Raw genomic sequence first — 25554 nt, 5'->3', positions numbered from 1 at the left:
CATTCCACGGACTGAGACGACTGTTGCCCCACCCGTCGCCGACGTTCGACGCCGACAGGGCGAACGTTGCCTGCTGCGGCACTGGTCATGAGCTCGGCCACGGCGCGGTCGAGATCGATGTGCGACGTCTCGTCACGTGGGGGAACAAGCGCGAAGGCACGACTTCCGGGGTACCTCGGGCGAACGTGGAAGTGCCCTGCGGCCGGGTCGTTGTGGCCCGGCCGCAGGGCCTCTGCTCCCAGCGGAGTGGGTCGACGGGACGACGAGGGGACGCGTCAGCTCGTCATCGCGGTGCCGGCCCCCTCCCCCGTCGGTGGCTCACCGGGCGATGCCCGCGGCCCGTACCACCGTCTGCGTCACGGTGTTGCCGTGGCTGTCCTCGGCGTGCACCCGCAGCGTCAGGTACTGCGCCGACTTCGGCGCGGCCAGTACGGTGCTGACCTTGCCGTTGCCTCGGCCCGTGATGCGGGCCGTGGTCCAGTGCGCGCCTCCGTCGTAGGACAGTTCCACCTTCCGGGTGTGCAGCGCCGCGCGTGGGCCGCCCTCCACGTGGACCGGTGAGACGAGCAGGGTCGCGGCGGGAGCCGCTTTGCCGTCGTCGGAGGTGGGAAGGGTGTAGTCGAGCTGGATGAGCGGGAGTTGTTCCGACTCGTCCGCGTCGCGGGGTGCGGCCGAGGTGAACGTCCACTCGGTGCGGGTGGCGGTCGAGTACGGGAACTCGGCCGTGGCGTCGCGCGTGGCCGCGTGCACCAGCCTGTAGGCGCCCTTCGCCGTGGGCACGGTCGCCGCCACGCTGTTCGCACCGGTGGCGAGCAGGGTGCCGCCGCGGTACAGCTCGATCCTGTCCGTGCTCCCGGCGCTGCCGAACGCGATCCAGTTGGCGTGGTTGCCGCCGGAGTCGCCCCAGGCCGGGACCGTGAGGTCGATCCGGTCGCCGGTACGGGTGGGCGGCTGGACGCTGCCGTTGATCCGCGGCCGGGCCACCGTGCCGAACCAGTGCACGTCCGTGGTGCGGCCCGCCGGGTACCGGACCGGGTCGGAGGTGCTGGACACGACCGGGTGCAGCTCTGCCTCCTCGGACCAGGAGAACGTGCCATCGGCGCTGACGTAGTCGGTGCGGTGGGTACCGGCCGTGCTCAGCCGGGTGGTGGCGACGTTGTACGTCGTCCACGGGTGGATGTCGTAGCGGTTCTCGTACAGCTCCCGGCCGTTGGGGTTGCGGTAGTGCGTTTCGACGCGGGCGAGCTGTCGGTCCTTCGGTGCGTAGGTGAGGTCGGAGGGGATACGTCCCTCCCAGGTGCGGACCAGGTCGTACAGGTAGTCGGTGTCGGGGCGGGAGGCGGCGCGCAGGGGCACGCTGCCCGACGGGCTCGCGTCGACCCGTGAGATCAGCTTCTCGCCCTCGGTGCGGGACAGGCCGACGATCTCGGCGGTCGACCGGATGACGGGCTGGCGCAGCCGTCCGTCGAGGTCGTGCACGAACAGCAGGAGCTGCACGCCGGCCGCCTGCGCGGCCCTGATCTGGTCGTCCGCCGTGTCCTCGTCGTCGGAGTCCCAGCGGACGACGGCGGCCTTCCCCGCGGCGTCGACGCCTTCGTAGTCCTCCGCCAGGCCCTCGCCGGGGTGGATCACGTCCAGGTCGTGGTCGCCCTCCTTGAGCTTCGCCGAGCCGGGCAGGATCCACAGGTCGTCGAACTCCTGCGAGCCCGTCGTCACCGAAAGCAACGGCTCCTGGTTCCGCCAGCGGGCCGTCAGGGACTGCTCGCCGTCGGTGCCGGGCGCCACCGGTGCCGTCCAGATGCTGTCGTAGCCGTCGCCGATCTCGACGCTGTCGGTCATCGAGCTCCCGTCGCCGAACGCGCGGTGGTAGTCGAGGCGCCGGGCGAAGTTCTCCGTCTTCCGAGGAGTGACCGCGGTGATCTGCCGCAGTCTCGTGCCGTCGAGCACCAGGTCGGTGTCGCCGGTGATGTCCACCTGCGGGAGGACCAGGCGCGCGTATCCGGCCGACGACTCGCCGTGCGTGCCCTCGACCCGGAAGTCGGCGTAGACGGTGTACCGGCCGGGCGGCAGGAGGTCGTCGGACGCGCCGCCGCCGTAGAGGCTGCTGCCCGCGTACTCGTCGCCTTCGCGGAAGAAGGTGAGGTTGCCGTCGGTCGGCTCGCCCGAGCGGCCGGTGATCTCGGTGCGTACGTGGAAGAGCTGCTGACGGGTACTGACGCCGAGCAGGGTGCGGGTGCGGACGGTGCCGTCGACGGAAGCGTTCAGGCGGCCGGTCCACCGCCGCAGTTCGCCCACCTTGTCGACGTCGGTGGTGACGGCGACATGCGCGGTGCCGTGGGCGGGGACCTCCAGTCGGTCCTGCGAGACGGTGAAGACGCCGGCCGGGACGCCGGGCGCGTCCACGGCCAGGTCCACGGTGACGGACGCGTCGCCGGTGTTGGTCCAGGTGGCCGTGGTCTCGACGGTGCTCTCGTCCGCGCCGGGCGCATGGATGCCGGCGTCCGCCTTGCCGGTGGCTGTCAGGGTCTCCCTCGCGGCCGCGGCGGCGTCGACCCGGCCGTTCCCGCCGTCGTCGACGGTGATGCCGGGAGTGGGACGCACCGTGCTGACCAGGGCGTCCTTGATGCGGTCGCCGGTCCAGTCAGGATGCGCGGCGACCACGAGCGCCGCCACACCGGCTACGTGCGGGGTGGCCATGGAGGTGCCGCTCGCGCTCATGTACGAGCCGGTTCCGTTCGCCGCGTACTGGGACCTGGCGGCCACGATGCCGACACCGGGCGCGGTGATCTCCGGTTTCAGGGCGTCGTCGCCGTACCGGGGACCGCGACTGGAGAAGTCGGCGAGGGCGTCCGCGGAGTCGACGGCGCCGACGGTCAGTGCGGCGTCGGCGGTGCCGGGCGACCTGACCGTCTGCGCGTCGGGGCCGTTGTTGCCGGCCGCGATGGTGAAGAGCGCGCCGGTCTCCTCGCTCAGTTGGTTCACGGCACGGGCGAGCAGGGTGTCGCCGTCGGTGTTCTCGCTGCTGCCGAGGCTCATACTGATGACCCTGGCGTGCACGTCCCGCGCGGCCCACTCCATGCCGGCCAGGATCCAGGAGTCGTACCCGGAGCCCGCGTCGCTCAGGACCTTGCCGACGTGCAGGTCGACGCCCGGCGCGACGCCCTTCTCCTTGCCGTCGGACGCGGCGCCGCTGCCCGCGATGGTGGAGGCGACGTGCGTCCCGTGGCCGTTGCGGTCGGTGACGTCCTCGCCGGGCACGAAGCTGTCGCTGTCCTCGACCGCGTCCTTCAGGTCGGGGTGCCCCGGGTCGTAGCCGGTGTCGAGGACGGCCACGTCCACGCCCTCGCCCGTGTTGCCCCCGGACCAGACCTCGGGGGCGCCGATCTGACCGACCGAGTCGCTGAGTGTGGCCTGGGCCTTGCCGTCCAGCCACACCTTGGCGACGCCGCCCACGAAGGCCGGCTCCGCGTCCCCGGAGGCCCTCGACACGGCGGCGTCCTTGCCGGCGCCGATCACGGTCCCGGTCCCGGTTCCCGTCAGAGCGGCCCACAGCGCGCCGCTGTCCTCGCGGTCTGCTGCCAGCGCGACGCCGTTGACGCTGGTGAGCGGGCGTACGCCGGTGACATCACCCGGAAGGGCGTCGCCCCGTCGGCGCAGGGTCGCCTCGGCCGCCTCCTTGCCGCCGTAGGTCACGATGAGCGGCAAGCGGTCGAGGTGGGCGTCGTCGTAGCCGTCCGCCACGAGCCGGGTCACGTTGAACAACTGCCGGTCCAGGACTCCGCCCGCCAGGAAGGGGCGAGCGGAGTCGGGGTAGACGTAGGTGTCGCCGCCCACGGTCATCACCCGTGCGCCGGTGGGCTGACCGTCGGCGCCCTCCACGGTGAGGGTGCCGGGGACGTCGCCGACGGCGGGAGCGACGGTGACCTTGTCCCCGGTCACCAGGGTGACGACGGCCCCGGCGGTTCCCGCAGAGGTGTTGGCAACGATGTCAGACTGCGCGGAGGGTATCGCGCCGAGGACTGAGGAAGTGTCTGCGGAGGCGGTCCCGTGCGGGGTCGCCGCGGTGACCAGGAGGGCGGCAGCGAGCACGAGCAGGCGCCGCCGTCTTCCGGAAGGATGGTGTGTCAACGGATTCCCTTGACTCGAATGGTCCTGCAGGCCGACGGGAATGTAAGTCCTGGACCGCGATCTTGGGAAGCCCCCGTGTCGACGGGGGTGTGCCGGCAACACACACGAAACACCTGTGCGTTGGTTGGTCAGAGCCAGCCGCGCCGGGTGGCTTCCATGGCGAGCTGGAAGCGCGTCTGCGCGCCGAAACGACGCATGAGTTTGGTGATGTGGCGCTGCACGGTGCGTTCGCTCCAGACCAGGGCTCTGCCCGCCGCCTTGTCGGTGGCTCCCGACGCCAGCAGCGTCAGCACCTTCTCCTCGTCCTGTGACAGACCCTCAGGACCGCCCTCGTCCGTGAGCGACGCCGCGGGCCGTATCTGCACACTTCGCTCCCACATCGCCTCGAACAGCGCCACCAGCGCGTCGAGCAGGGGCGAGGGGTGGATGACGTAGGAGGCGGTCACCGTGTCGTCACCGGGACGCAGCAGCGGGAGCATGGCGATCCGGTCGTCGGATATCGCCAGCTTGGTCGGCAGGCCGGTGGCGATCCGGGCCTGTTCCCCGAGGCGTATCCCCGTCGTCACGTCCTCCAGCCACCCCGGCAGTTCGAGGACCGAACTGTCATAGAGCACGCGGTACTTGACACCTCGTTCCAGCAGTTCGAGTTCGATCCCGTTGGGCTGGGAGTGGCCGGCGGCCGCGGCATACGGCGGGCAGTCGAAGCCCCGCACCTGGGTACGGCTGGCCCGCTGCATCTGCACCCAGTTCCGGTTGACCTCGTCCCTTCCCGAGATGACCTCGACGAGCTCCCCGGGATGCGCGAAGCGGCTGCCCGCCCGGTAGATGGCCATCAGGGACGAGAGCTGGGAGCGCACGCCGTTCAACGCCCTCTCCCGTTCACGCAGTACGGCCTCCAGACCACTGTCGGGCGGGACCGCGGCGTACGCGACCGGCCGTCCGGGCACCGGGGAGGCCAGCCCGAGGTCGACCAGTGACCGCAGTGAACGGCTGGTCGCCTGTGCGGTGAGATGGCAGTCACCGGCGAGTTCCGCGGTGGTGGCTTGCGTTCTCCGTATCAGGGCGTCGTATACGGCTTCGTCGCGCTCGTCCAGGCCGATCGCTTCCAGCATGGAGTGTCACCTCGTCCCATGTCGTGTACGCCTGTCGTCTTCATGCCAGTTGACGGGAAGTCGCCGCCAGTTGATCTTGTCAGGGACTCGCAGCGGATGTCAGCGTTCGACCAGCTACGAGATCGGCTCGACAACGCGACGTGGACACACGTCGCAGAAGGAGTGCCCCATGCCGCTCCCGGCCCGTCCGCCACGCGGGCAACATCGCTACAGAGCCTTGTTGTCCGCCCTGGGCATATGCACCACCGTGCTGACAGCCGCTCCCGCGATGGCTCAGGGCGCCGGCCCCGGTCCGTCCGCGTCGTCGACGGCCGTACGAACGAAGATCGACCCCGGCCTGCTGAAGCGGATGGACACCGCGCAGGCGCGCGGCGACGGACGCATCGAGGCGGCCGTCGTCCTGCAGGAGAGCGCCGAAGCACCTGCGCCGGGTGACACCACGGCGCAGGTGCGCCGCGAACTGGCGGACGACGCCGAGTCCGTCCAGGCCCCGGTCGTGGACCTGGTGGAGGCTCGCGGTGATCGCGTGCTGAACACGTTCTGGCTCAAGAACATGGTGCTGGTCGAAGCCACACCGGACACCCTGGCCGACCTGACGGCGCTGGCCCCCGTCGCCCGCGTCATCCCCAACTTCACTCTTGAGGCCCCGCCCGGCGAAGCCGTGGAGAAGAGCAAGGCGGCCATCGCCCGCGCCACTGCCCAGGCGACCACCTGGGGCCTCGCCAAGATCGGCGCCGACAAGGTGCACAGCGAGCAGAAGGTGACCGGCGACGGTGTCCGCGTGGCCGTCCTCGACACCGGCATCGACATCAACCACCCCGACCTGGCGGGCAAGCTGGCCGGTGAGGACCCCGACGACGCCACCCACCCCGGCGGCTGGATCGAGTTCGACGCCGAGGGCAAACCCGTACCGGGTTCCGTACCCCACGACAGCAGCTACCACGGGACCCATGTCGCCGGCACCATCGCCGGAGGAGACGCCTCCGGCACGCAGATCGGTGTCGCGCCCGACGTGGACCTGATGGGCGGACTGGTCATCCCCGCCGGCAGCGGGAGCCTCGCCCAGGTGATCGCCGGCATGCAATGGGCCATCGCCCCGTACGCCTCCGACGGCACCCCCGCCGGGAAACCCGCGGACGTCGTCAGCATGTCACTCGGCTCGGAGGGCTACGCCGACGAACTCGTCGAGCCGGCCCGTAACATCCTGCGCGCCGGCATCTTCCCGTCCTTCGCCATCGGCAACCAGTGTCTCCAGGGCTCGGCGAGCCCGGGCAACGTCTACGAGTCCGTCTCCGTCGGCGCGACCGACTCCACTGACAACGTTGCCGACTTCTCCTGCGGAGAGGTGGTCCGCAAGAGCAGCTGGAGCGCCCCGCCGGAGGAGTGGCCCGACTCCTACGTCGTACCGGACGTCTCCGCACCCGGCGTCGACGTCCTGTCGACCCTGCCGAACGGCGGCTACGGCACGCTCGACGGCACCTCGATGGCCACTCCGCACGTGTCCGGCACCGTCGCCCTCATGCTCCAGGCGCAGCCGGACCTCTCCGTCGACGAGGCGCTGTCCATCCTCACCGGTACGTCCTTCTTCGACGACCGCTACGGTGCGCGCCCCAATGCCCGCTTCGGCTACGGCCGCATCGACGCCTACGCGGCGGTGAAGGAGGCGTCCCTGCGCAGCGGCGTACGGGGTACGGTCACCGACGGCAGGACCGGGAAACCGCTGGCGGGTGTCACGGTCACGCACACGGGAACCGGCCGCGCCGTCACCACGGACGAGGAGGGACGCTTCTCGATCCGGCTCGCGCCCGGCACCCAGGACCTGTCCCTGTCCCGTTTCGGGTACGTGGACACGCGGACCCGGCAGGTGGTGCGCACCGACCGCTACACCGACGTGCGCCTGAATCTCGCCCAGACCCGAAGGGGGACGGTCACCGGCACGGTGACGTTCGAACCGACCGGCTCGACCGTGCCGGGGGCGGCCGTCACCGTCCTGGACGTACCTGACGAACTGACCGCGGTGACGGACCACAACGGCCGCTACACCATCCGGGACGTACCCGTCGGCACGTACCAGGTCAGGGCGAGCGCACCCGGCATCTCCCGGTCCGAGCCACTGGCCGTGAAGGTGGACGGCAGGTCCGGCGCGGCCCGGAACACCCGCCTGGTGCTGCCACGCCCCTCCGCCACCGATCGCTCCTCCCTCACGACGCAGGGCGGCCAGGCGAACAACGACGCGTGGTGGCCCAGGGTGAGCGACGACGGCCAGGTGATCGCCTTCGCCAGCCCAGCCTCGAACCTCGTGCCCGAGGACACCAACGGCACCCTCGACATCTTCGTCACCGACCGGGGTACGCAGACGACCGAGAGGGTGTCGGTCGCCTCCGACGGGGCCCAGGGCGACGACTTCTCCCTGACCCCGACCCTCAGCGCGGACGGACGCTACGTCGGTTTCAGCAGCGGCGCCGCCAACCTCGTCGCCGACGACACCAACCGGCAGACCGACGCCTTCGTCCACGACCGGACGACCGGCGTCACGGAACGGGTGTCGGTGGCCTCGGACGGAACACCGGCCAACGGCCTGTCGTCAGCACCTTCGCTCAGCGCCGACGGCAACTTCGCCGTGTTCAACAGCGACGCCGACAATCTCGTGCCCGGCGACACCAACAACACCACGGACGTGTTCCTCCGCGACCGCCGGACGGGTACGACCGTCCGCATCTCACAGGCCGCGAACGGCACACCGGCGAACGGTTCCTCCCGCGAACAGTCGATCAGCTCCGACGGCCGCTACGTGGCCTTCCAGAGCGCGGCCGACAACCTCGCGTCCGGCGACACCGACGGCACGGTCGACGTGTTCGTGCACGACCGCGTGACCGGCACCACGACACGGGTCGACGGCCCCGACGGCGAGAACACGGGTCCGCAGATCAGCGGCGACGGCCGCACGATCGCGTTCAGCAACAACTGGCGGCTCTACGTCCACGACCTTCGCACGGGCGAGGACGAGCGGGTCTCCGACACCGGCGGTGGTGAACCGGCCGACGGCTGGGCCTTCGCGCCCTCCCTCAGCGCGGACGGCACGAAGGTCGCCTTCTACAGCGACTCCGCCAACCTCGCCCCCGGCGACACCAACGGCGCGTCGGACGTCTTCGTACGGGACCGGACCGCCGCCACCACGACCCGGGTCTCGGACGGTTTGGAGGGCGCCGCGGCGGACGGCGCTTCGGACCTCCCCGCCCTCAGCGGCAACGGTCGCTACGTCGTCTTCCAGAGCACCTCGGCCAACCTCGTCGCTGACGACAGCAACCGTCACTCGGACGTCTTCGTCCACGACCTGGTCGCAGGCCCCGAGCCGCTCTTCGCTCTGAGCGATCTGTCGGTGACCCCGTCCCGGGCGCGGCCCGGCACGCCGGTCCGTGTGACGGCACGCGTCAAGAACGTCGGCGAGGAGACGGGAACGTACTCGGCCGTCCTGTCGGTGGCGGGCGAGACGGAGCAGGAGCGTTCCGTCACGGTCCGCACCGGCAAGGAGGCACGTGTGCGGTTCACCGTCCGCCGCGACGCCGCCGGGACGTACACCGTCGGGCTCGGCCCGCTGACCGGGCGCTTCACCGTACGCAAGTGAGTGAGCCGGCCCGGTTCTCCCTGAACCGGGCCGGCACGACCGGCTCGGGGCTGCCGCACAGCCTTCCCGTGGTCGCTCGGCCCTGGCTGAGCGGCCCAGCCCGCTTCAGCGGGAGTCGGCGAACGCGCTTCGCGCCCAGTCGGAGAAGCTGGTCCAGGCGATTTCCGGGTGGGCCGCGTGCAGCGCGGGGATGTCGATGCGGTAACCAGGTCCGTTGAGGAACGTCCACATCGCGTGCATGTCCGGGTTGTCGATCGCCTCCAGCGGGACGCGCTCGTGCCGGACTTCCCGTCCCAGGGCCGCGCTCAGCGCGGCCGCCATGTGTGCCGGGGTGGGTGCGTCGCCGGCCAGCTCGATACGCTGCCCCACGTAAGGGGCGGGGTTGAGCAGCACCTCGGCCGCGAAGGCGCCGAGGTCGGGTCGGGCAAGCTGCTGCAACGGCCTGTCGGCGGGGAGCGGCAGGTCGAGCGCCCCGCTGAGGATGCGCTCCGCTCCGCCGAGGGCGTTGTCGAAGAAGTACGCCGGTCCCAGGACCGTATAAGGCACATCGCCGGAGGCCAGTTCGGCTTCGACGCGGGCCTTGCTGTCGAAGTGCGGCACGCCGCTCTCCTGGTCGGCGCCGGCCACCGAGCTGAACACCAGATGCGGCACGCGCTTCTCGCCGGCGGCGGTCAGGATCGCCTTCCCCTGGGCCACCTCGGCGTCCACGCCGGCCTCGAAGGGAGTCGTGAAGGCGAAGACCCCCGCCACCCCCTCCATCGCTGCGGCGAGGGATTCGCGATCACTCAGGGAACCCGCCACCACCTCGACGCCCTGACCGGCCAGTTGGCGCGCGGCCGTCCGCTCGGGGTCACGAACCAACGCCCGCACCCTGGCCCCGCGCCCCAGCAGCGCGTCGGTCACGGCCCTGCCCTGTCCGCCGGTCGCGGCGAGCACCAGGATCGGCTCATCAACCATCGAAGAACTCCCTCGTCATGAGCACGCGGCCATGGACCGGCAGCGGCAGCACCCACCGTATCCGGCCGTGACGGACGGCATGCGCGGCGACGCGGCGCCCTGCCCCGGGCGTCACCCGCGGACCGGATGCCGGCGCCACGTATCCCGCTTCAGCGCCGGGTACCTCGTCGTACGGCACCTGCCCCGGGCGGCGAAGGCTGCGAAGGCCCTTGCGGTGCGCCGGTTCCGGCTCCGGACGGCCTCCCCGTAGCGCCCGCCCGCACCCCCGCCGCCCCCACTACGGTGTCCCCCACCTACACCCCTGGCCTGCGTCTTCCTACGGCATGGCGAGGGGCGCCCCCGCCGCCCCGGCCGGGTCAGCCTGAGACGCTCGGCCGGCCGTTCTCGATGTGCCCCATCAGCCGGCGCCGGAAGGCGTCGTCCCCGTCGACGGTGACGTCCAGGTCGTACCAGCCGTGCGCGTCGGCCGCCGAGTGCACCACGGTGCGGCTGCGCCCCGGCTTGACCTTGACGCTCCTGGTCCAGTCGCGCAGGTCCGCCTCGTCGACGTATCCCCGCGGCCGCACGGTGAAGGTGAGCGTCGTCCGCCCCGTGTTGCGCAGCGTGAGGTGCAGATCGCGCTCCCGGGCGTCGACCCGCGACGCGACCTCGGCCGGGGCACCGCCCTTCCCGAGCCCGGCGAACTCGCGGCGGAAGCCGTTCGGGCCCGTCACCGTGAACCGGTACGCGGGGCCGGTGACGGGCACCGTCCACTGCGCCGTGCCCTTCACGTCCCGGTGCTGCGGCACGGGGAACTCGCCCGCGTACGGATACAGCGCGAAGTGCGCCGACGAGCGCCCCGTGTTGCTGAGGTCCACCCGCACCGCGCCCTCCACCACCTTCGCCTGCGCGTCCGGCTGGTACGGCAGTGCACGAGCCGGGCGCGCCCCCGGCTCCTGCACCGGCATGTGCTGCACGAGCGGCGGCCTCGGCGACCAGCGACCGCTGAACGGCGGAATGGCGCCCGGCTGCTCCACCTCGGGTCGCCGACGTCCTCGCGAGAAGTCGAAAGCGGAGGTCAGGTCGCCGGTGACGGTGCGCCGCCAGTCCCCGATGTTCGGTTCCCGCACCCCGGTCCAGCGCTCCAGGAAGCGGATCACGGAGGTGTGGTCGAAGACCTCGGAGCAGACGTAGCCCCCGATGGTCCATGGCGACACGACGAGCATCGGCACCCGCATGCCGAGACCGGTGGGCTTGCCCTCCCACTGCTCCTCGGCCACCTCGGGCGAGGCGACCGGCGGCGGCACGTGGTCGAAGAAGCCGTCGTTCTCGTCGTAGTTGATGAGGACGGCCGTGTGCCGCCATACGTCGGGGTGCTTGCCCAGCGCGTCCAGGACCTTGTAGACGATCGTCGCGCTGTGGATCGGCGAGGAGACACTCGGGTGCTCCGAGTCGACGGCGGAGGGCACCAGATAGGAGACCTCCGGCAGCGTGCCCGCGGCCACGTCCTTGGCGAACTCCTCGGCCAGCGTTCCGGTCTCCACCCGGCGCAACGCCCGCTCGAAGAGGCTGCGTTCAGCCTTGTCCAGGGCGGCGACACCCTCCTCCAGCAAGCCGAACAGCCGCTCCCGCTCCGCCGTGTCCGCGTCCCGTACGGCGGAGTAGAACGACTCCATGTACGTGTGCCCGCCGGTCTTCGCCAGCGCCTTGCGGGCGATGGCCTTGAAGGTGGCGAAGAACTCGATCTGGTTGTCGGTGAAGTTCTCCCACTCGGTGTACGTGCGCCAGCTGTGCCCGGCCTTCTCCAGCCGCTCCGCGTAGGTGCCCCAGTCGTATCCGGGGTGGGTGCCCTCGTCGTACGCGTCGTTGCCGACGGCCCGCTTGCCGTTCGGCTCGTTGCCCGTCTTCCCGCTCCACAGGTGGTTGCGGTTGGGGCTCGTCGAGGAGTGGATGGAGGAGTGGTAGGCGTCGCAGACCGTGAAGGTGTCGGCCAGCTCGTAGTGCAGCGGGATGTCACGGCGGTCGTAGTAGGCCATGGTGGCGGCCGTCTTCGCGGAGACCCAGCCGTTCATCCACCCGCCGGCCCACGCCTTGCCGCCGCCGCTCCAGGAGTGGTCGAGCGCACCGATGTACTGGAGGTCCTTCTTCTGCGTCTCGGCGGCGCCGCGCACCGGGAACGGCAGAACGGAGGTGCCCAGCGGTGCGGGCTGCTCGAAGACCGGCTTGCCCGAGGGCAGCTCGACGGCGTTGCGGTCACCGAAGCCGCGTACGCCCCGGAGCGTCCCGAAGTAGTGGTCGAAGGAACGGTTCTCCTGCATCAGGATCACCACGTGCTTGATGGCTCCGAGCCCGTCACGGTCTCCGGATCCCGCCGAGTGTGCCGGCTGCGCCGCTATCGCGGCCTGCAGCGAAGGCGGCAGCAGCGACCCCGCCGCCGCAGCGCCCAGCGCACCGCCACCGAGTGCGAAGAGCCGTCGCCGTGAAATGTCCGTGGCCAAGTTGAGCCTCCCGAGTTCTGTCGTACAGCCGGGAAGCTAATCAAGACGGGTGGCGCGGGGAAGTATTTCGTACGGCGTCGCGGTGAACCTCCAACAGGTCGTACGGGAAAGTCCAACCGCCCAGCACGCACCTCAGCACCCGCCCCGCCCCCTCCGCATCGCTCGCCGACGAGCTGACCAAACCGACCGAGCTGGCCGGTCAGCGAGACGAGGGGATCCGACCGCTACCGACCGCTACCGAGTTCGAGCAGCAGAAAGTACGCCTGCCCGGCCTGTGACGCCCCCGTAATTCCCTTCGTTCGAGGGTCCGGCGGTGACAGGCGGGCGGTCCCCGGCCCTTGGTCTGGGCCGAGGCCGGGAAGCGACTCCCCTCGTTTGACTGACTGGCCACTCTCCTACATGCTGTACTCATGCCCAGACCGAGGAGCGACGACAAACGCGCGGCGATCACGGCTGCCGCCACACGGATCATCGCTGCTCAGGGACTGGGGGCGGCGACGGCAGCGATCGCGAAGGAGGCCGGCGTCTCGAACGGGTCGCTGTTCACCTACTTCGACACCAAAGCGGATCTGCTGAACCAGCTCTACCTGGAGCTGAAGGGGGAGATGGGGGCAGCCGCACTCGGCGGCCTGCCCGCAGCGGACGCGCGCACCCAGATGGGGCACATCTGGTCACGATGGATGGACTGGGCGACAGCCAATCCCCAGAAGCGCCGCACACTGGCGCAGCTCCAGGTCTCCGACGAGATCACGGCGTCCACCCATGAGTCCGCAAGCCGGACCATGACAGGCATCGGGGAGATCCTGGAGCGAAGCCGGGCGAACGGCCCGATGCGCGATGCCCCGGCGACTTTGGTCTTCATGCTGTGCAATGCCCTGGCCGAGGCCACTATCGACTACATCATCGGCGATCCGGATCGCGCCGACGAGCACAAGCAGTCCAGTTTCGACGCGCTCTGGCGCATGATCGGCTGACCCGCCCCTGGTTCACATGCTCATTCACGCACAGCCATTAATGACTGACTAGTCAGACATCTAAGGAGCCTCATGCCCGACAAGGCTTACGTCATTACCGGCCCGACCTCCGGCTTCGGCCGCCGTACCGCCCTCGAACTGGCCAAGCACGGCACCGTCGTGCTGGTCGGCCGCGACGCCGCCAAGCTCAACGACGTACGCGCATGCATCGAAGGCGGGGACGGAGAGGCCGTGACCGTCGTCTGCGACCTCTCGGACCTGACGAGCGTGCGACGCGCATCCGCTCAGATCATCGAGCTCGGCCTCCCGATCACCGGCGTGCTCAACAACGCCGGCATCTTCCCCAGCCGTCCCGGCACGAACGCCCTCGGCTGGGACACCGCCTACGCGACCAACCACATCGGGCCTTTCGTGTTCACGGAGACGCTCGCGCCCCACCTCGAAGACGGCACACAGGTGGTGTTCATCGTCTCGGCTGTGGAGGATCCGGAGCGCAAGCCCGCCACCATGGCCGGTTTTCGTGGCGCCCGGTACATCTCCGCCGAGGCGAGCACCCGAGGCGAGTGGAAACCCGGCGGCTCGAAACTGCCCGGTGGAGACGCCTACGCCACATCCAAGCAGGGCAACCTGGCCACGGTGCTCGCCTTCGCCCGCGAAACACCCCGACTGCGGTTCAACGCCATCGAGCCCGGCTTCGCCCCCGGCACGAATCTCGGCCGTGACGCCAACCTGTTCCTGCGTCTGCTGTCGAAGTACGTGCTCTCGCCTCTGGCCCCGCTCATCCCGTACTGGACCAACCCGGGCACCGCCGCTCGCATGATCACCCGGATACTCACCGACGAATCGGACGCCACCGGCGTCTACTACGACGAGAAAGGACGTCCGATGCGGGGTTCCGCCCAGGTGCACGACCCGGCGTTCAACGCGCGGGTAGTCGCCGAGACCCGTGCACTCCTGGGGACGGTTCCCGCCGCTCCCGTATCGGAATGAGCTGACCTGGCCTGATGCGCCTCACCTGGACCGCGCAAGACATGATCTGCGACCTGTGCCATGGGGTGCCGAGCCGGCGTTGCTACTCGTCCGGCGCGAAGAGCCCGTGGGTGAGGTGTGCGTGGAGGCGTTTACGCGGGCCTGCGAGCTCCGGAGCTCTCGCGAACAGTAAGCACGGGGACGAGCAGGGTGACCTCCTCGGTGGGGCGTCCGTACAGCCTTGCCATCACCAGCCGGACCGGCGCGGGAACCCAGTTCCCGCGCCGGTCCGGTCACGGCGGTGAGGCGGGGCGAGTGCTGCTCGGCGAGCGGTTCCGGGCACAGGGCGATGACGGTGGCGTCCTCGGGGACGATGCGGCCCGAGGTGCGTAACAGCGACAGGAGCGGTCCGATGGGGCTCTCGTTCCGCACGACGAATGCGCTGGTGTCCGGCCGGTCGGCGAAGATCCGGGCGAGTGCACCGGCCACGGCGTCGTAGGTTCCCTCGCACGGCCGGTGCAGCGCGACGTCAACTTCGCCCGACTCCGCGACCAGGACCTGCGCGGCGAGGGCTTCGCAACGGCGGCCTGACCGCCCTCTTCCGGGAAGCACGGATCACCCTGCCCCACTCCGAACCGGCGCCGGGCCTGTGCCTCTCCAGCGTCCAGCGTTCCTGGGCCGACGCGGGCGCCATCGGCCACAGCGTCCTGCGCCTGTACGCCACAGGGCGCACCGGCACCGGCGCGCCGGTGTCCGGCCGGGACTGGCCGCCTATGGGGCCGGATCTGTGGGGCCTGATCGACACCGACGACGGCCAGGTGCCGTTGCCTCCGCCTCGACGTTTCCCTCGGGCTGGTTCCTCTCATGCGCGGATGGCCTCCCCGGGGTGCGTGCCCCACCGGGGCGGGCAATCCTGGCCCCATCAGCAGGACCGTGCGTGAGTACGAAGGGCGTCCGGAGGGACTTCCATGGTGGAGGACGAGAGCAGGTCGCTGACCGAGCTGCATGAAGCGGCGCGGGCCGAGGGCGGCACGTTGACCGTCTACGCGGGTGGCGACTTCGCCGGCCAGCAGGACAGTGCGCTGGAAGCGTTCCACGCGGCCTTCCCCGATATCACGCTCGACATGATCGTGGACTACAGCAAGTACCACGACGTCCGCATCGACCGGCAGATTGCCGCCGGCACCCTGGTTCCGGACGTCACCCACCTGCAGACCTCGTTCGACTTCCCGCGCTGGCAGCGGCTCGGCGTGCTTCAGGAGTACAAGCCCGCGGGCTTCTCCCAGGTGCACGACATGTTCAAGGACCCGGACGGGGCGTGGGTGGCCGTCAACGTCTTCGCCTTCAGCTACATGTACGGCCCCCAGGGCGGCCCGGCGACACCACGGGACCTGGTGAACCCGGAGTGGGAGGGGCAGATCGCCTCGTCCCACCCTGGCGACGACGACGCCACGCTCTTCCTCTACAAGAAATACGTCGACACCTACGGCTGGGAGTGGCTGGAAGCCCTGGCCCGCCAGGACGTGGCCTTCCAGCGCGGCACCAACAGCCCGGGCGACGCAGTGGACGCCGGCGCCAAGCAGGTCGGCGTGGCCGGCGCCGCCACCGGAGGCTCGGACACCACCTGGGTGACACCCCCCGAAGGCCACCCCTTCCTCGCCTGGGGACAGCGCGCGGCCCTTCTGCGCGACGCCCCGCACCCCGAAGCCGCCAAGCTCTACCTGAACTGGATGCTCTCCACTGAACGCCAGGCCGCCGGCTTCAACGGGTGGGGCGTACGCACCGACGTCATCCCCGAGGGCGGTCCGATCTGGACCTGCGAGAACGCCCACGTGGCCGAATTCGCAGACTTCATGGAGGACCGCGCCAAGGTGGAACGCTGGCGCCAGACGATGATCCTCTACCTGGGCGAGGTGCGCGGCGAGCCCACCCCCGGCTGGCTGGGCCTGCACCCCACCCGCCACGCCTGACACCCCGCACTGCACCGCACCGCCGGGCACCACGTGTCCGCCCGATGAGTCGGCACACCGAACTCTCGCCACCGCCCGGACGGCGAGTCGGCGCTCGGGCGGGACGATCCGGCAAGGAACCCGGCACGCCCGACCTACGCAAGGGAGTCGAAGATGACGGTGGACGGCCCAGCCGAGCGGCCGAAGGGGATGCCTGCTGCGTTCATCGGCCACGGCAGCCCGATGAACGCCCTGGAGCACAACCGCTACACCGCTGCCTGGCAGGCCTTCGGCCGGACCGTACCCCGTCCTCGCGCGATCCTGGTGATCTCGGCGCACTGGTTCATCAACGCCACGGCCGTCACGGTGATGCCCCGGCCCCGCACCATCCACGACTTCTACGGCTTCCCCCAAGAGCTGTTCGAGGTTCAGTACCCGGCCCCCGGCATGCCGGAGTTGGTGGAGGAGGTCAGCGAGGCGGTCAAGCCGACCTGGGTGGGCGCCGACGCCGACAGCTGGGGCATCGACCACGGCTCATGGTCGGTCCTGCGGCATGCCTTCCCCCGAGCGGACATCCCCGTGGCGCAGCTGAGCATCAACGCCAACAAACCGTTGGACTACCACTTCGATCTCGGCACGAAACTGTCAGCACTGCGGGCGAGCGGCGTCCTGGTCCTGGGCAGCGGAAACGTCGTGCACAACCTGGGGGGCGTCGATCCGCAGCTGCCGGACACCGGTTTCGACTGGGCGCAGCGCTTCGACGAGAGCGCCCAGGAAACCATGCTGCACGACCCCGCCGCATCCGCCAGGCTGCAAGGCCACAACGACTTCCGCGCCGCCGTGCCCACCCCGGACCACTTCATCCCGCTCCTGTACATCGCGGGGCTGGCCGCCGCCTCCGGCCGCGGCGCGGACATGCTCGTCGACGGCTACACGCACGGCTCGTTGTCGATGACGTCCTACACCCTTGACGTCCACTGCCCGGCCGCCGACGGTGAGGGGCCGGCCGCCGAGTTCCCCGACGGCGTCCCCGCGGACGGCACGAACACCTGACGCCGCGGTGGCTCCCCGCCGGCACACCCGTTACCAGGAACTGTCAATCAGCGCTATGGCGGGAAGGCGGCTTCCCGGGGGCGCGCCCCTTGGCACCGGCGTTCAGCCAGCGGCGGATCAGACGGGTCCAGCGGGGCATGAGCACGAACGTCAGCAGGCCGACGTTGATCAGAAGCGTGATCAGGGTCCGCAGGGCCGGAGAGGCGGGCAGCCGGACCAGATCCGCGGCGGCCTTGACCACCGGTGCGGTGAGCAGGGACAACGGGTACAGCACGGCGACCGTGGCCAGCCACTGCTTCCAGCGCGGCGCGGCGGGTGCGGCGGGGCTGGAAGGGAACCAGAAGTCCAGGCCGCTGTGGAGCGAGATGCTCTCGGCGTCCGCCAGCAGCGGGCGTGCCCGGGCCAGCAGCGCGGCGCGGGTGTCCGAGCGCAGCCATTTCTCCAGCTGCGCGGGCTGGGCGAAGCGCAGGGCAAGGGTGTACTCCCGGGCTCCGTCCCCGGGGCGGGGGGCGGAAGCCCGCACGATGTTGATGCCCCCGTGTCCCTCGAAAGCGGCTGCCGCGGGAATGATCTCGTTCTGCAGCCATGCCTCGTAGTCGGACTCACTGCCCGGGCGCACGACATGGGCGATCTCCGAGATCGCGGCATCGTCGTCACCCGACGGCGGCCTCGGGGCGGCGGACGCGTCCATGGCGTACCTCCTTGGGTGCGCAGCGCCCTGCACCACGTGCGCTGCGCTGTGGGTCGTACAGGGCGGAGTGCGCGCAGAGGGCAGGCCCGGAAGCCCGGCGACTGCGCCCAGCGGCCGGCGTGGGGTGTCACGCCCGGATGCCCGCCGGCCACAGGCGGCAGGTCGGGCCGGTCCTGACGGATTCGGATCGTCCTGGTTCGGGGAATCGCCTCTCGGACCCGCCCGGCGTCCGACGATCGCTGGCGAAGGCAGCCGCCCATCCCGCCTCAGCTTCCGGCGGCAGGTCCGTGCCCGCGCCGTCGGCGGTTACTCGACCTGGTCGAAGGGGTCGGGGACGGTGTGGCCGTTCGCGTTGTTCCAGAAGTTCTGGATGACGTAGCCGTACTCGGGCAGGTCCTCGCGGTACGGGGCGAACAGGGGGCCGCCGCTGGGTAGCTTCCAGTCGGCCTGGAGCTCGCAGCCCAAGGCGAAGGTGGTGACCAGTTCCGCGCCGGCGCGGGCCATCCGGGACATTGACGCGTCGGCCTCGTAGTGGTTCCAGGCAGCGCAGGCGTCGACCACGGGGAAGACCTGGTAGCCGTCGTTGAGCATGGCCAGGACCGGCATCACGGTGCACGTGCCGATGGTGACACCGGCGATGAGGATGTGCGTGCGCCCGGTGTCGGCCAGCAGTTGCTCGAAGGCCGCGCGAAAACTCGGGTCCTCGTAGCAGTTGATGATGCCGGTGCGGCGGTGGATCGGCACGTCCGGGAAGAGGTCCTTGAGCTCAGGGATGGTGTCGCCGTTCTGCCACTGCGCGTTGGACGTGCTGAGCATCACCGGGATCTCCAGGGCCTTCGCGATCTTCGCGAGGCCCACCGCGTTGGCTCGGAACTCGGCCAGCGAGGAGTAGTCCCGGGTGCTGTTGATCAGGCCGATCTGATGGTCGATCAGCAGCAGCACCGCGTTGCCCGGGGTGGGCTTGTCGTAGGCGACCCGGCCGGCGGCGCGCGCCTGTGCGGGCGTGGACTTCAACGGCAGGACACCGTCCGTAATGGGACTGACGATGTCGGCAGCGCGCTCGGCCATGACGGGGACTCCTCAGCGACGTGCGCGGTCGTTCTGCTCCGATCCGCGCGAGCACAGAGTGTGATTTCATCACGCCTCTGGGTCACGCTGCGTAGCGCCGCACACGGCCGACCGGGTGGACGTGCGGCACCACGGGACCGGCGCCTCAGCCGCGAGACCGGCGGGCGCACGCCTGCGGCGGCTCCCGGCACGTGGTGGGGCGCCCCGGTCAGAACAGGTCCCAGAAGCCTTGGGAGGCCGGATCCGCTAATGGCCCACGTGCCCCCGCTCCAGCCCGCGTCCGCCACAACTGTGGCATTGAGCGCAGTGTCACCGAGGAAGCTCGGGTCGTACCTGGCGTCCTCGCCGAAGTCGAACCGGAAGGTACGGCCGATGACCCGCACGACTGCCTCCCCCCGGTCGGAAAGGCGGCCTTGCCAGCCACTGAGTCCTTGCCGACGCCGCGACGGGGCGCCCGCCGGGCACGGCACATCAGGTGCAGGGCGCTCCCCGCCGGGTGACAATCGGCAAGGATGTGCCCCGCCCCACCCGGCTCCCGGAAATGGTCATGCCCGAATCCCCACGCCTCCCGCCGCCGCACACCGCGCGCACCGCGGCCCGGTTCCGCCGCTCGGATACCGCGCGGCTGGAAGCGTTCAGCGACGGCGTGTTCGCCGTCGCCGCCACCATCCTGGTCCTGGAGATCCAGGATCCGGCCCATCACAAGGGCGGGCTGGCCCGCGCCCTGCTCGAACAGTGGCCCTCCTACGTGGGCTACCTGGCATCCTTCGCCTACGTGGCCGTCATCTGGCTCAACCACCATCAGGCCTTCGCCCGGATCCGGTCGGTGGACCGCGGACTGCAGGGGGCCAACCTGCTGCTCCTGTTCACCACAGCCGCGCTGGCCTTCCCCACCGGCGTCCTCTCCGACGCCCTACAGGAGAGCGCGCACGGCGCGGACGCCCGCACGGCGGTCCTGACGTACGCCCTGGTCGCAGCGGCGATGTGCGCCAGCTGGCTGCTCCTGTACACCTACCTGCGCCACCACCCCTCCCTGCTCGACCCGGCCGTCGAGGCGTCCTACGTGCGCCACGGACAGCTGCGCTCCGCGGCAGGCGTGGCCGCCTACACCCTGGCGGGACTGCTCGGCTGGCTGGCCACCCCACCAGTCGCCCTGGCCGTCTTCGCCGCGCTCCCCATCTTCTACTTCGCCACCAGCGAGGGTCTGCCCCGCCACCCGCGCACCTGAACCTGCTGTACCCCCGTTCAGATCCTGTACGTCGACCGGTGTCCGCCCGTTGCACTCGTGTCACGGGTGGTCATGTCCCTCACCATCCCGTCGGCAGGCTGCTGAGGAAGCGCGTCCGTCGGTTCCCGAGAAACTCGCCGTAGGCGGTGCGGTAGGCGACCGCGAGGCTGTCGGGCGTCCACGGTTCACCGGGTGTGAGGTCCGAGAAGTCGTGGGCGCCGAGGCTGATCACCACGGATTGCGGTCGCGGGTGCCCGAGACAGTGCCGTAGCCCACCGTGAGGGAGTCCCCGATGAACTCGATCTGACGGTCCCGGGGGCGCCGGCTTGCTCAGTACGGCACCCCCGGGCGCGGCGACGAAGCCTCCGAACGTGCTGGTTTCCCCCGGGGTGTCGTTGCTGGACCAGGTCGGGCAACCAGCGGGCCCCGCGATGAACAGGTCCGGTCGGGTGCGCCCGGTCAGGCAGTGAGACGGTCGGTCGGCGCCCATCCCCGGCCCGCAGGAGTCGGCTCCCTCAAGGCGTCTGCCTGGGTCAGGTCCCAGACTTCGACCGCGAATTCGCTGCGCAGGGTGCCCGTCGTACGGGCCTGGAGCCGCCACGGCCCTTCGCCCAGTGGATAGAACCGCAGGGTGAGGACCTGTTCGTCGGCCAGGTAGATCTCGGCTATCGAGCGGTCCACGATCACGCGCAGTTCGACGGGGCTGCCAGGGCGCTTCATGGCCGGGAAGGGCATGGTGTACGAGCCTCCCCTGGCCCGCGTGTCGAGCGACGCGTGAGTGCGGTCCACGGTGAGGTGCCCAGCCGCGGGGTCAAGATGAATGTCGAGGTATTCGGCGCCATCGGCGGAGGTGATCAGTCGCAGCCCGCTCGTCCCCGTGGCGTCGGGAACGAGGGCGGCGGCCAGATCGAAGGTACGGCCGACTTGACCGAGCTCGGCCGGTTCGGCCTGTGTGACGTGTCCGGTTCGGTGCAGTGTGCGTGCACCGCGCTGAGCAAGTACTTCGCGAGCGGGGCGTTGGGCGACCGTCCCTTCGGCCGTCAGACGCACCTCGCGGGGAAGGGTGAGGACACCCGCCCAGCCCGCCTCGTGCGCCCAGGCGTCATCGCGGGCCTCCCACGCCCACGCCCACAACAGCCACCGGTCGTCCCCGGGGTCCTTCAGCAACGCGGGGGCGTAGAAGTCAGGGCCGTGATCCAGGGGCGCGGGGGGCGAGTCCGCCGCGAAGCGGCCGTCTTTCTCGCGGCCGGTGTGGACGGTGGTGTGACTGGGGCCGTTCTGCGGGGTCCAGTCACTGACGATCAGTGCGCTCCGGTCGCCGAACGTCGCGTACTGCGGGCACTCCCAGCCGATCGGGGCGGTGCCGGCCGCGGCGTCGCTGGTGTGGAAGGGGCCGAGGTACGTCCAGTTCTCCAGGTCATCGGACTCGTACAGCAACGCCGCGGCGCGGCCGTCGTCGAGGGCGGAGCCGACCAGCATCCGCCAGCGGTCGCCCTGCCACCACACGTAGGGGTCTCGGTACATGGTGGTGCCGGCAGGGGGCTCGGGGATGAGCAGTCGGGGGCGTTTGGCCCAGGTGCGGCCGTTGTCCTGTGACTCGGCGGTGGTGATGGGCTGCCACCAGCGGTCGTTTCGGTGGGCGGAGTAGAAGGCCACTATGCGGTCGTCGACGGAGACGGCGTTGCCCGAGTAGCAGCCGTCGGCGTCGTAGCCGTCGGGCGTGGGGGCAAGGGCGACGGGGAGGGGCTCCCAGTTGATCAGGTCGGGGCTGCGGAAGTGGCCCCAGTGCACGTTCGAGTGCTGCGGCCCGTGCGGGTTGTACTGGAAGAACACGTGGTAGTGACCGTGGTGAAAGACCAGCCCGTTGGGGTCGTTGATCCAGTTATGGGGCGGTCGCAAATGGAGGAGCGGGAGGTGGGGGTCGGCAGGCAGCGCGGACACACTGGGCCTTTCTCGGGGTGCGCGAAGCACACGGAAGTCATCAGGAGGAGGGCGAGCGGCTCGGGGGTGCCGACGATCAGCCCTTGACGCCGCTGGAGGCGATGCTGTTGACGAAGGAGCGCTGGAACGCCACGAAGAGCGCCAGGATCGGCACGGTGATCATGGAGGAGTACGCCATGATCTGGCCCCATCCCACATTCAGCTGGAAGAAGTAGGAGATACCCACCATCACCGGCCGCAGTTCCTCGCTCTGCACGACCATCAGCGGCCACAGGTAGGAGTTCCAGGCCGGCAGGAAGGTCAGGATCGCCACGGTGGCGACGGCCGGCCCGGACAGCGGCATGACGATGCGGCGGTAGATGGTGAACCAGCCGGCGCCGTCCACGATCGCTGCCTCGTCAAGTTCCTTGGGGATGCTCTGGAAGTACTGGTGGAAGAAGAAGATGGAGAAGGCGTTGGCGACGAACGGCAGGATCTGCACCTGGTAGGTGTCCATCCAGCCGGTGCTCCACTCCAGGTGGAATCCGTTGACGTTCAGCAGTGGAAGCTGGTTGACCCACCACACCAGCGGCAGTGCGAAGGTCTCGAACGGCACGATGAGAGTGGCGATGATCGCGGTCAGGACGAGCTTGCGGCCGGGCCACCGCATCCGTGACAGAGCGAAGGCGGCCAGGCTGTTGACGACGATGCCGAACACCACGGTGACCGAGGAGATCAGCACGGAGTTCAGCAGGAACCGTGCAGCCGGAACTCGCTCGAACACCGCTGTGTAGTTGTCCAGCGACAGGGCCCCGACCGGCAGGAACGCGCGCAGGGAGTCCAGGTCGCCGAAGATCTGGTCGTCCGGCTTGAACGACGAGACGAACATGAAGACGAGTGGCAGTGCGAAGACCAGGGCCAGGACGATGCGGCCGGTGTGACCGCCGAGGTGCTTGAGGAAGGAAGTCATGTCAGTCCTTCTCCCGGGTCAGGAAACGCTGGACGAGGGACACGCTCAGTACGAGCACGAAGAAGATCAGCGAGACGGCCGCCGCGTAGGCGGTCTGCTGCTGGTCGTAGCCGCTGTGCACCGCCTGGTACACGACTGTGGTGGTGGAGTCGAGTGGACCGCCCTGCGTCATCACCCTGATCTGGGTGAAGAGGCTGAGCGCGGCGATCGTGATGGTGACGAGCACGAACGTGCGGGTGGCGCGCAGTCCCGGCCAGGTGACGTGGAGGAAGCGGTGCCGGCGGGTGGCTCCGTCGAGGTCCGCCGCCTCGTACAGCTCGGCGGGGATGGTCTGCAGGCCGGCCAGCCAGATGATCATGTGGAAGCCGACGCCCTGCCACACCGACATCAGGATGATGGCGGGCATCGCGGTGGCCGGGTCGCCCAGCCAGTCCGGCCCCTGGACATGGCCGAGGGTGAGCGTGGAGAGGACGTGGTTGACCAGTCCGTCCTCCCGGTACAGGAAGGTCCACAGGAGGGACACCACGACCATCGAGGTGACGACCGGCAGGAAGTACACGGTACGGAAGAAGTTGACGCCTCGGACCTTGGCGTTGACCAGCAGGGCCAGCACCAGGGCGAGTCCGGCCTGCAGAGGGACGACGACGGCGGCGAAGTAGGCGGTGTTGCGCAGGGACTTGTAGAAGGTCGGATCCTGGAAGAGAAGGGTGAAGTTCCTCAGGCCCACGAAACGGGCCGGAGTGGGTGAGACGAGTTTCGCGTCGGTGAACGCCAGAGTGAAGGCCAGAGCGACCGGTACGACGAGGAAGACGATCAGTAGCACGACGGCCGGGGTGGCCATACCGAAGGCGGTGAAGCTCTCACGGCGACGGGCGTTGGTCGTTCGGGTTCGCCGGACCGGACGCAGCCGCTCGCGGGCTGCGAACATGGTGGGCACGGTATCTCCAGGGGATCGGCCCGGTTCGGACGGCGTGGTGGCGCCCGAACCGGACCGGACGGGTCAGTTGGAGTAGTAGTTGTTCGTCTTCAGGTTGTTGTCGATGCTCTTCGCGGCCTGACCGAGAGCGTCCTTCGGGTCGGCGCCGGCCAGGATGTCCTTGGACGCCTTCTCGAACTCGGTGGAGATGTAGGGGTAGGCCGGGGTCGCGGGGCGCACCATCGCGTACTTGCGCGCGAACTGGACCAGCACGTCGAACTTGCCGCCCGGCTGGTAGTCCGCGATCTGCTGCGCGGCGTCGTCGGTGGCCGGGATGGTACTGGTGGCCTTGGCGTAGTCGACGAAGTACTTCGTCTGGCGGGAGAACTTCAGCCACGCCTGCGCACCGGCCTTGTTGGAGCAGGTGGAGCTCATCGCCCACTGCCAGGAGGCGCCGCCGATCTTGGGCCCGTCACCGAAGTCCACCGGCGGGATGATCGCCAGGTCGTCGCCGAGCTTCTCGGCGTTCTTTGCCGCGTTCCAGCTGCCGTCCCACTGGAGGGCGCTCTTGCCGGCCAGGAAGTCCTTGTTGGGGTCGGCTCCGGACTTCTTCGCCATGTAGTCCTTGGCCACCAGCGAGTGGAACCAGGTGGCCCACTCCACGGCCTTCTCACCGTCGAGGGTGTCCGAGGCTGTCTTGTAGTCGCCACGGTCGATCAGGTCCCCGCCGAAGCTCTGCAGCTGCGGGGAGTAGGCGTAGGACCACCACTCGCCGGTGCCGCCGGTGCCCATCTCCAGCGGGTACTTGAACGTGCCGCTCTTCTTCAGCTTGGCGAGCGCCGCGTCGAACTCGTCCTTCGTCCAGGGCTTGTCCATGGTGGCGACACGGACACCGTTCGCGTTCAGCACGGACTTGCGGGCGAAGAAGCCCAGCGAGACATCGTAGAAGCCGAACGAGTAGAGCTTGTCGTCGTACCGTCCCACGGTGCTGGCCAGCTGGCTGAGCACGGGCACTTCACTGCCGGAGACGTCGATCGGGGACAGGTAGCCGCCCCACGCCCAGTTCGCCACGTTGGGGCCGTCCACGTCGAGCAGGCAGGGCAGCTTGCGGGCGGAGGCGGCCGCGACGACCGAGTTGTTGTAATCGCTCTGCGGCAACGCCTGCAGCTTGACCTTGTACGTGTCCTGGGAGCCGTTGAAGTCCTTGATGATCTTCTTGACCACATCGAGTTCCGCCGAGTTGCCGGCGTTGTGCGTCCACAGGGTCAGCGTGTCGCCGCTGGCACCGGACGTACTCCCGCTCCCGGACGTACACCCGGCGACCAGGGCGGTCGCCGCCGTGACGGCTACACTGACAGCAGCGAGGCGTCGTGTTCTGAACAGCATGAGGTTCCTCCATCTCACTGAGACGGGTCTTGCAGGACCCGCCCTCGGCGACCGGTGACGACGGTCGCTGTTCTTGGTGGCCGTCCCGCCACCCGCCCGAAATCATCGGTGCGGGCGGCGGGACAACTGTC

18 protein-coding genes are annotated in these 25554 nt (G+C 69.8%); 6 read left to right on the top strand and 12 right to left on the bottom strand.

Annotation, left to right across the window (positions count from 1 at the left end; genetic code table 11):
- Window positions 1-318 precede the first annotated feature (318 nt).
- Window positions 319-3939: a S8 family serine peptidase gene (locus ABZ454_RS16455; protein ID WP_359538526.1), complete on the bottom strand. Its 3621-nt coding sequence runs from the start codon at window positions 3937-3939 to the stop codon at window positions 319-321.
- 317 nt (window positions 3940-4256) lie between these two features.
- Window positions 4257-5240, bottom strand: a complete 984-nt coding sequence (locus tag ABZ454_RS16450; protein ID WP_359538524.1) for a helix-turn-helix domain-containing protein — start codon at window positions 5238-5240, stop codon at window positions 4257-4259.
- Between the two features lie 220 nt (window positions 5241-5460).
- Between ABZ454_RS16450 and ABZ454_RS16445 the strand changes: the two genes are divergently transcribed.
- Entirely contained in the window at window positions 5461-8865 is a 3405-nt protein-coding gene (locus ABZ454_RS16445) for a S8 family serine peptidase (protein ID WP_359538523.1), read from the top strand.
- Between the two features lie 105 nt (window positions 8866-8970).
- On the opposite strand, the gene ABZ454_RS16440 is transcribed toward ABZ454_RS16445, so the two are convergent.
- Together ABZ454_RS16440 and ABZ454_RS16435 are read right to left on the bottom strand one after the other, a co-directional pair.
- Window positions 8971-9822: an NmrA/HSCARG family protein gene (locus tag ABZ454_RS16440; RefSeq protein WP_359538520.1), complete on the bottom strand. Its 852-nt coding sequence runs from the start codon at window positions 9820-9822 to the stop codon at window positions 8971-8973.
- A 356-nt stretch (window positions 9823-10178) separates the two neighbouring features.
- Window positions 10179-12299: a phosphocholine-specific phospholipase C gene (locus ABZ454_RS16435; RefSeq protein ID WP_359538518.1), complete on the bottom strand. Its 2121-nt coding sequence runs from the start codon at window positions 12297-12299 to the stop codon at window positions 10179-10181.
- A 410-nt stretch (window positions 12300-12709) separates the two neighbouring features.
- On the opposite strand from ABZ454_RS16435, the gene ABZ454_RS16430 reads away from it, so the two are divergent.
- Together ABZ454_RS16430 and ABZ454_RS16425 are read left to right on the top strand one after the other, a co-directional pair.
- Window positions 12710-13273, top strand: a complete 564-nt coding sequence (locus tag ABZ454_RS16430) for a TetR/AcrR family transcriptional regulator (protein WP_359538514.1) — start codon at window positions 12710-12712, stop codon at window positions 13271-13273.
- Window positions 13274-13345: 72 nt separating this feature from the next.
- Window positions 13346-14263, top strand: coding sequence for an SDR family NAD(P)-dependent oxidoreductase (locus ABZ454_RS16425; RefSeq protein WP_359538512.1), 918 nt, complete (start codon window positions 13346-13348; stop codon window positions 14261-14263).
- 21 nt (window positions 14264-14284) lie between these two features.
- Here the strand turns inward: ABZ454_RS16425 and ABZ454_RS16420 are convergent, their stop codons facing one another.
- Window positions 14285-14674 carry a substrate-binding domain-containing protein gene (locus ABZ454_RS16420; protein ID WP_359538733.1) on the bottom strand — a complete coding sequence of 130 codons (390 nt, stop codon included), beginning with the start codon at window positions 14672-14674 and terminating at the stop codon, window positions 14285-14287.
- A 536-nt stretch (window positions 14675-15210) separates the two neighbouring features.
- On the opposite strand from ABZ454_RS16420, the gene ABZ454_RS16415 reads away from it, so the two are divergent.
- Together ABZ454_RS16415 and ygiD are read left to right on the top strand one after the other, a co-directional pair.
- Window positions 15211-16212, top strand: a complete 1002-nt coding sequence (locus ABZ454_RS16415) for an extracellular solute-binding protein (RefSeq protein ID WP_359538510.1) — start codon at window positions 15211-15213, stop codon at window positions 16210-16212.
- A 153-nt stretch (window positions 16213-16365) separates the two neighbouring features.
- Entirely contained in the window at window positions 16366-17244 is an 879-nt protein-coding gene (gene ygiD / locus ABZ454_RS16410) for a 4,5-DOPA dioxygenase extradiol (RefSeq protein ID WP_359538509.1), read from the top strand.
- 43 nt (window positions 17245-17287) lie between these two features.
- Here ygiD and ABZ454_RS16405 read toward each other — a convergent pair whose 3' ends face one another.
- Together ABZ454_RS16405 and ABZ454_RS16400 are read right to left on the bottom strand one after the other, a co-directional pair.
- Window positions 17288-17935, bottom strand: coding sequence for a hypothetical protein (locus ABZ454_RS16405; RefSeq protein ID WP_359538507.1), 648 nt, complete (start codon window positions 17933-17935; stop codon window positions 17288-17290).
- A gap of 306 nt (window positions 17936-18241) precedes the next feature.
- Window positions 18242-19003, bottom strand: a complete 762-nt coding sequence (locus tag ABZ454_RS16400; RefSeq protein ID WP_359538505.1) for an isochorismatase family protein — start codon at window positions 19001-19003, stop codon at window positions 18242-18244.
- A 547-nt stretch (window positions 19004-19550) separates the two neighbouring features.
- On the opposite strand from ABZ454_RS16400, the gene ABZ454_RS16395 reads away from it, so the two are divergent.
- The gene (locus ABZ454_RS16395) at window positions 19551-20231 is read left to right on the top strand and encodes a TMEM175 family protein (protein WP_359538502.1); all 681 of its coding nucleotides are present in this window, start codon (window positions 19551-19553) and stop codon (window positions 20229-20231) included.
- A gap of 79 nt (window positions 20232-20310) precedes the next feature.
- Here the strand turns inward: ABZ454_RS16395 and ABZ454_RS16390 are convergent, their stop codons facing one another.
- From ABZ454_RS16390 to ABZ454_RS16370, 5 genes are all read right to left on the bottom strand, one after another.
- Complete coding sequence (locus ABZ454_RS16390; RefSeq protein ID WP_359538500.1) at window positions 20311-20466, bottom strand: hypothetical protein; 156 nt, start codon at window positions 20464-20466, stop codon at window positions 20311-20313.
- Window positions 20467-20690: 224 nt separating this feature from the next.
- Window positions 20691-22130: a glycoside hydrolase family 32 protein gene (locus ABZ454_RS16385; protein WP_359538498.1), complete on the bottom strand. Its 1440-nt coding sequence runs from the start codon at window positions 22128-22130 to the stop codon at window positions 20691-20693.
- 118 nt (window positions 22131-22248) lie between these two features.
- Window positions 22249-23121, bottom strand: coding sequence for a carbohydrate ABC transporter permease (locus tag ABZ454_RS16380; RefSeq protein WP_356315900.1), 873 nt, complete (start codon window positions 23119-23121; stop codon window positions 22249-22251).
- Window position 23122: 1 nt separating this feature from the next.
- On the bottom strand, window positions 23123-24049 hold the full coding sequence (locus ABZ454_RS16375; RefSeq protein ID WP_356315898.1) for a sugar ABC transporter permease: 927 nt from the start codon (window positions 24047-24049) through the stop codon (window positions 23123-23125).
- 72 nt (window positions 24050-24121) lie between these two features.
- Complete coding sequence (locus ABZ454_RS16370; protein WP_359538495.1) at window positions 24122-25423, bottom strand: sugar ABC transporter substrate-binding protein; 1302 nt, start codon at window positions 25421-25423, stop codon at window positions 24122-24124.
- Between the last annotated feature and the right edge of the window lie 131 nt (window positions 25424-25554).

Origin of the sequence: Streptomyces sp. NPDC005803 (genome assembly GCF_040630435.1) — a bacterium.
Lineage (GTDB): Bacteria > Actinomycetota > Actinomycetes > Streptomycetales > Streptomycetaceae > Streptomyces.
Note: the sequence above shows the minus strand (reverse complement) of the source record. Positions and strands in the feature narration are given on the sequence as shown.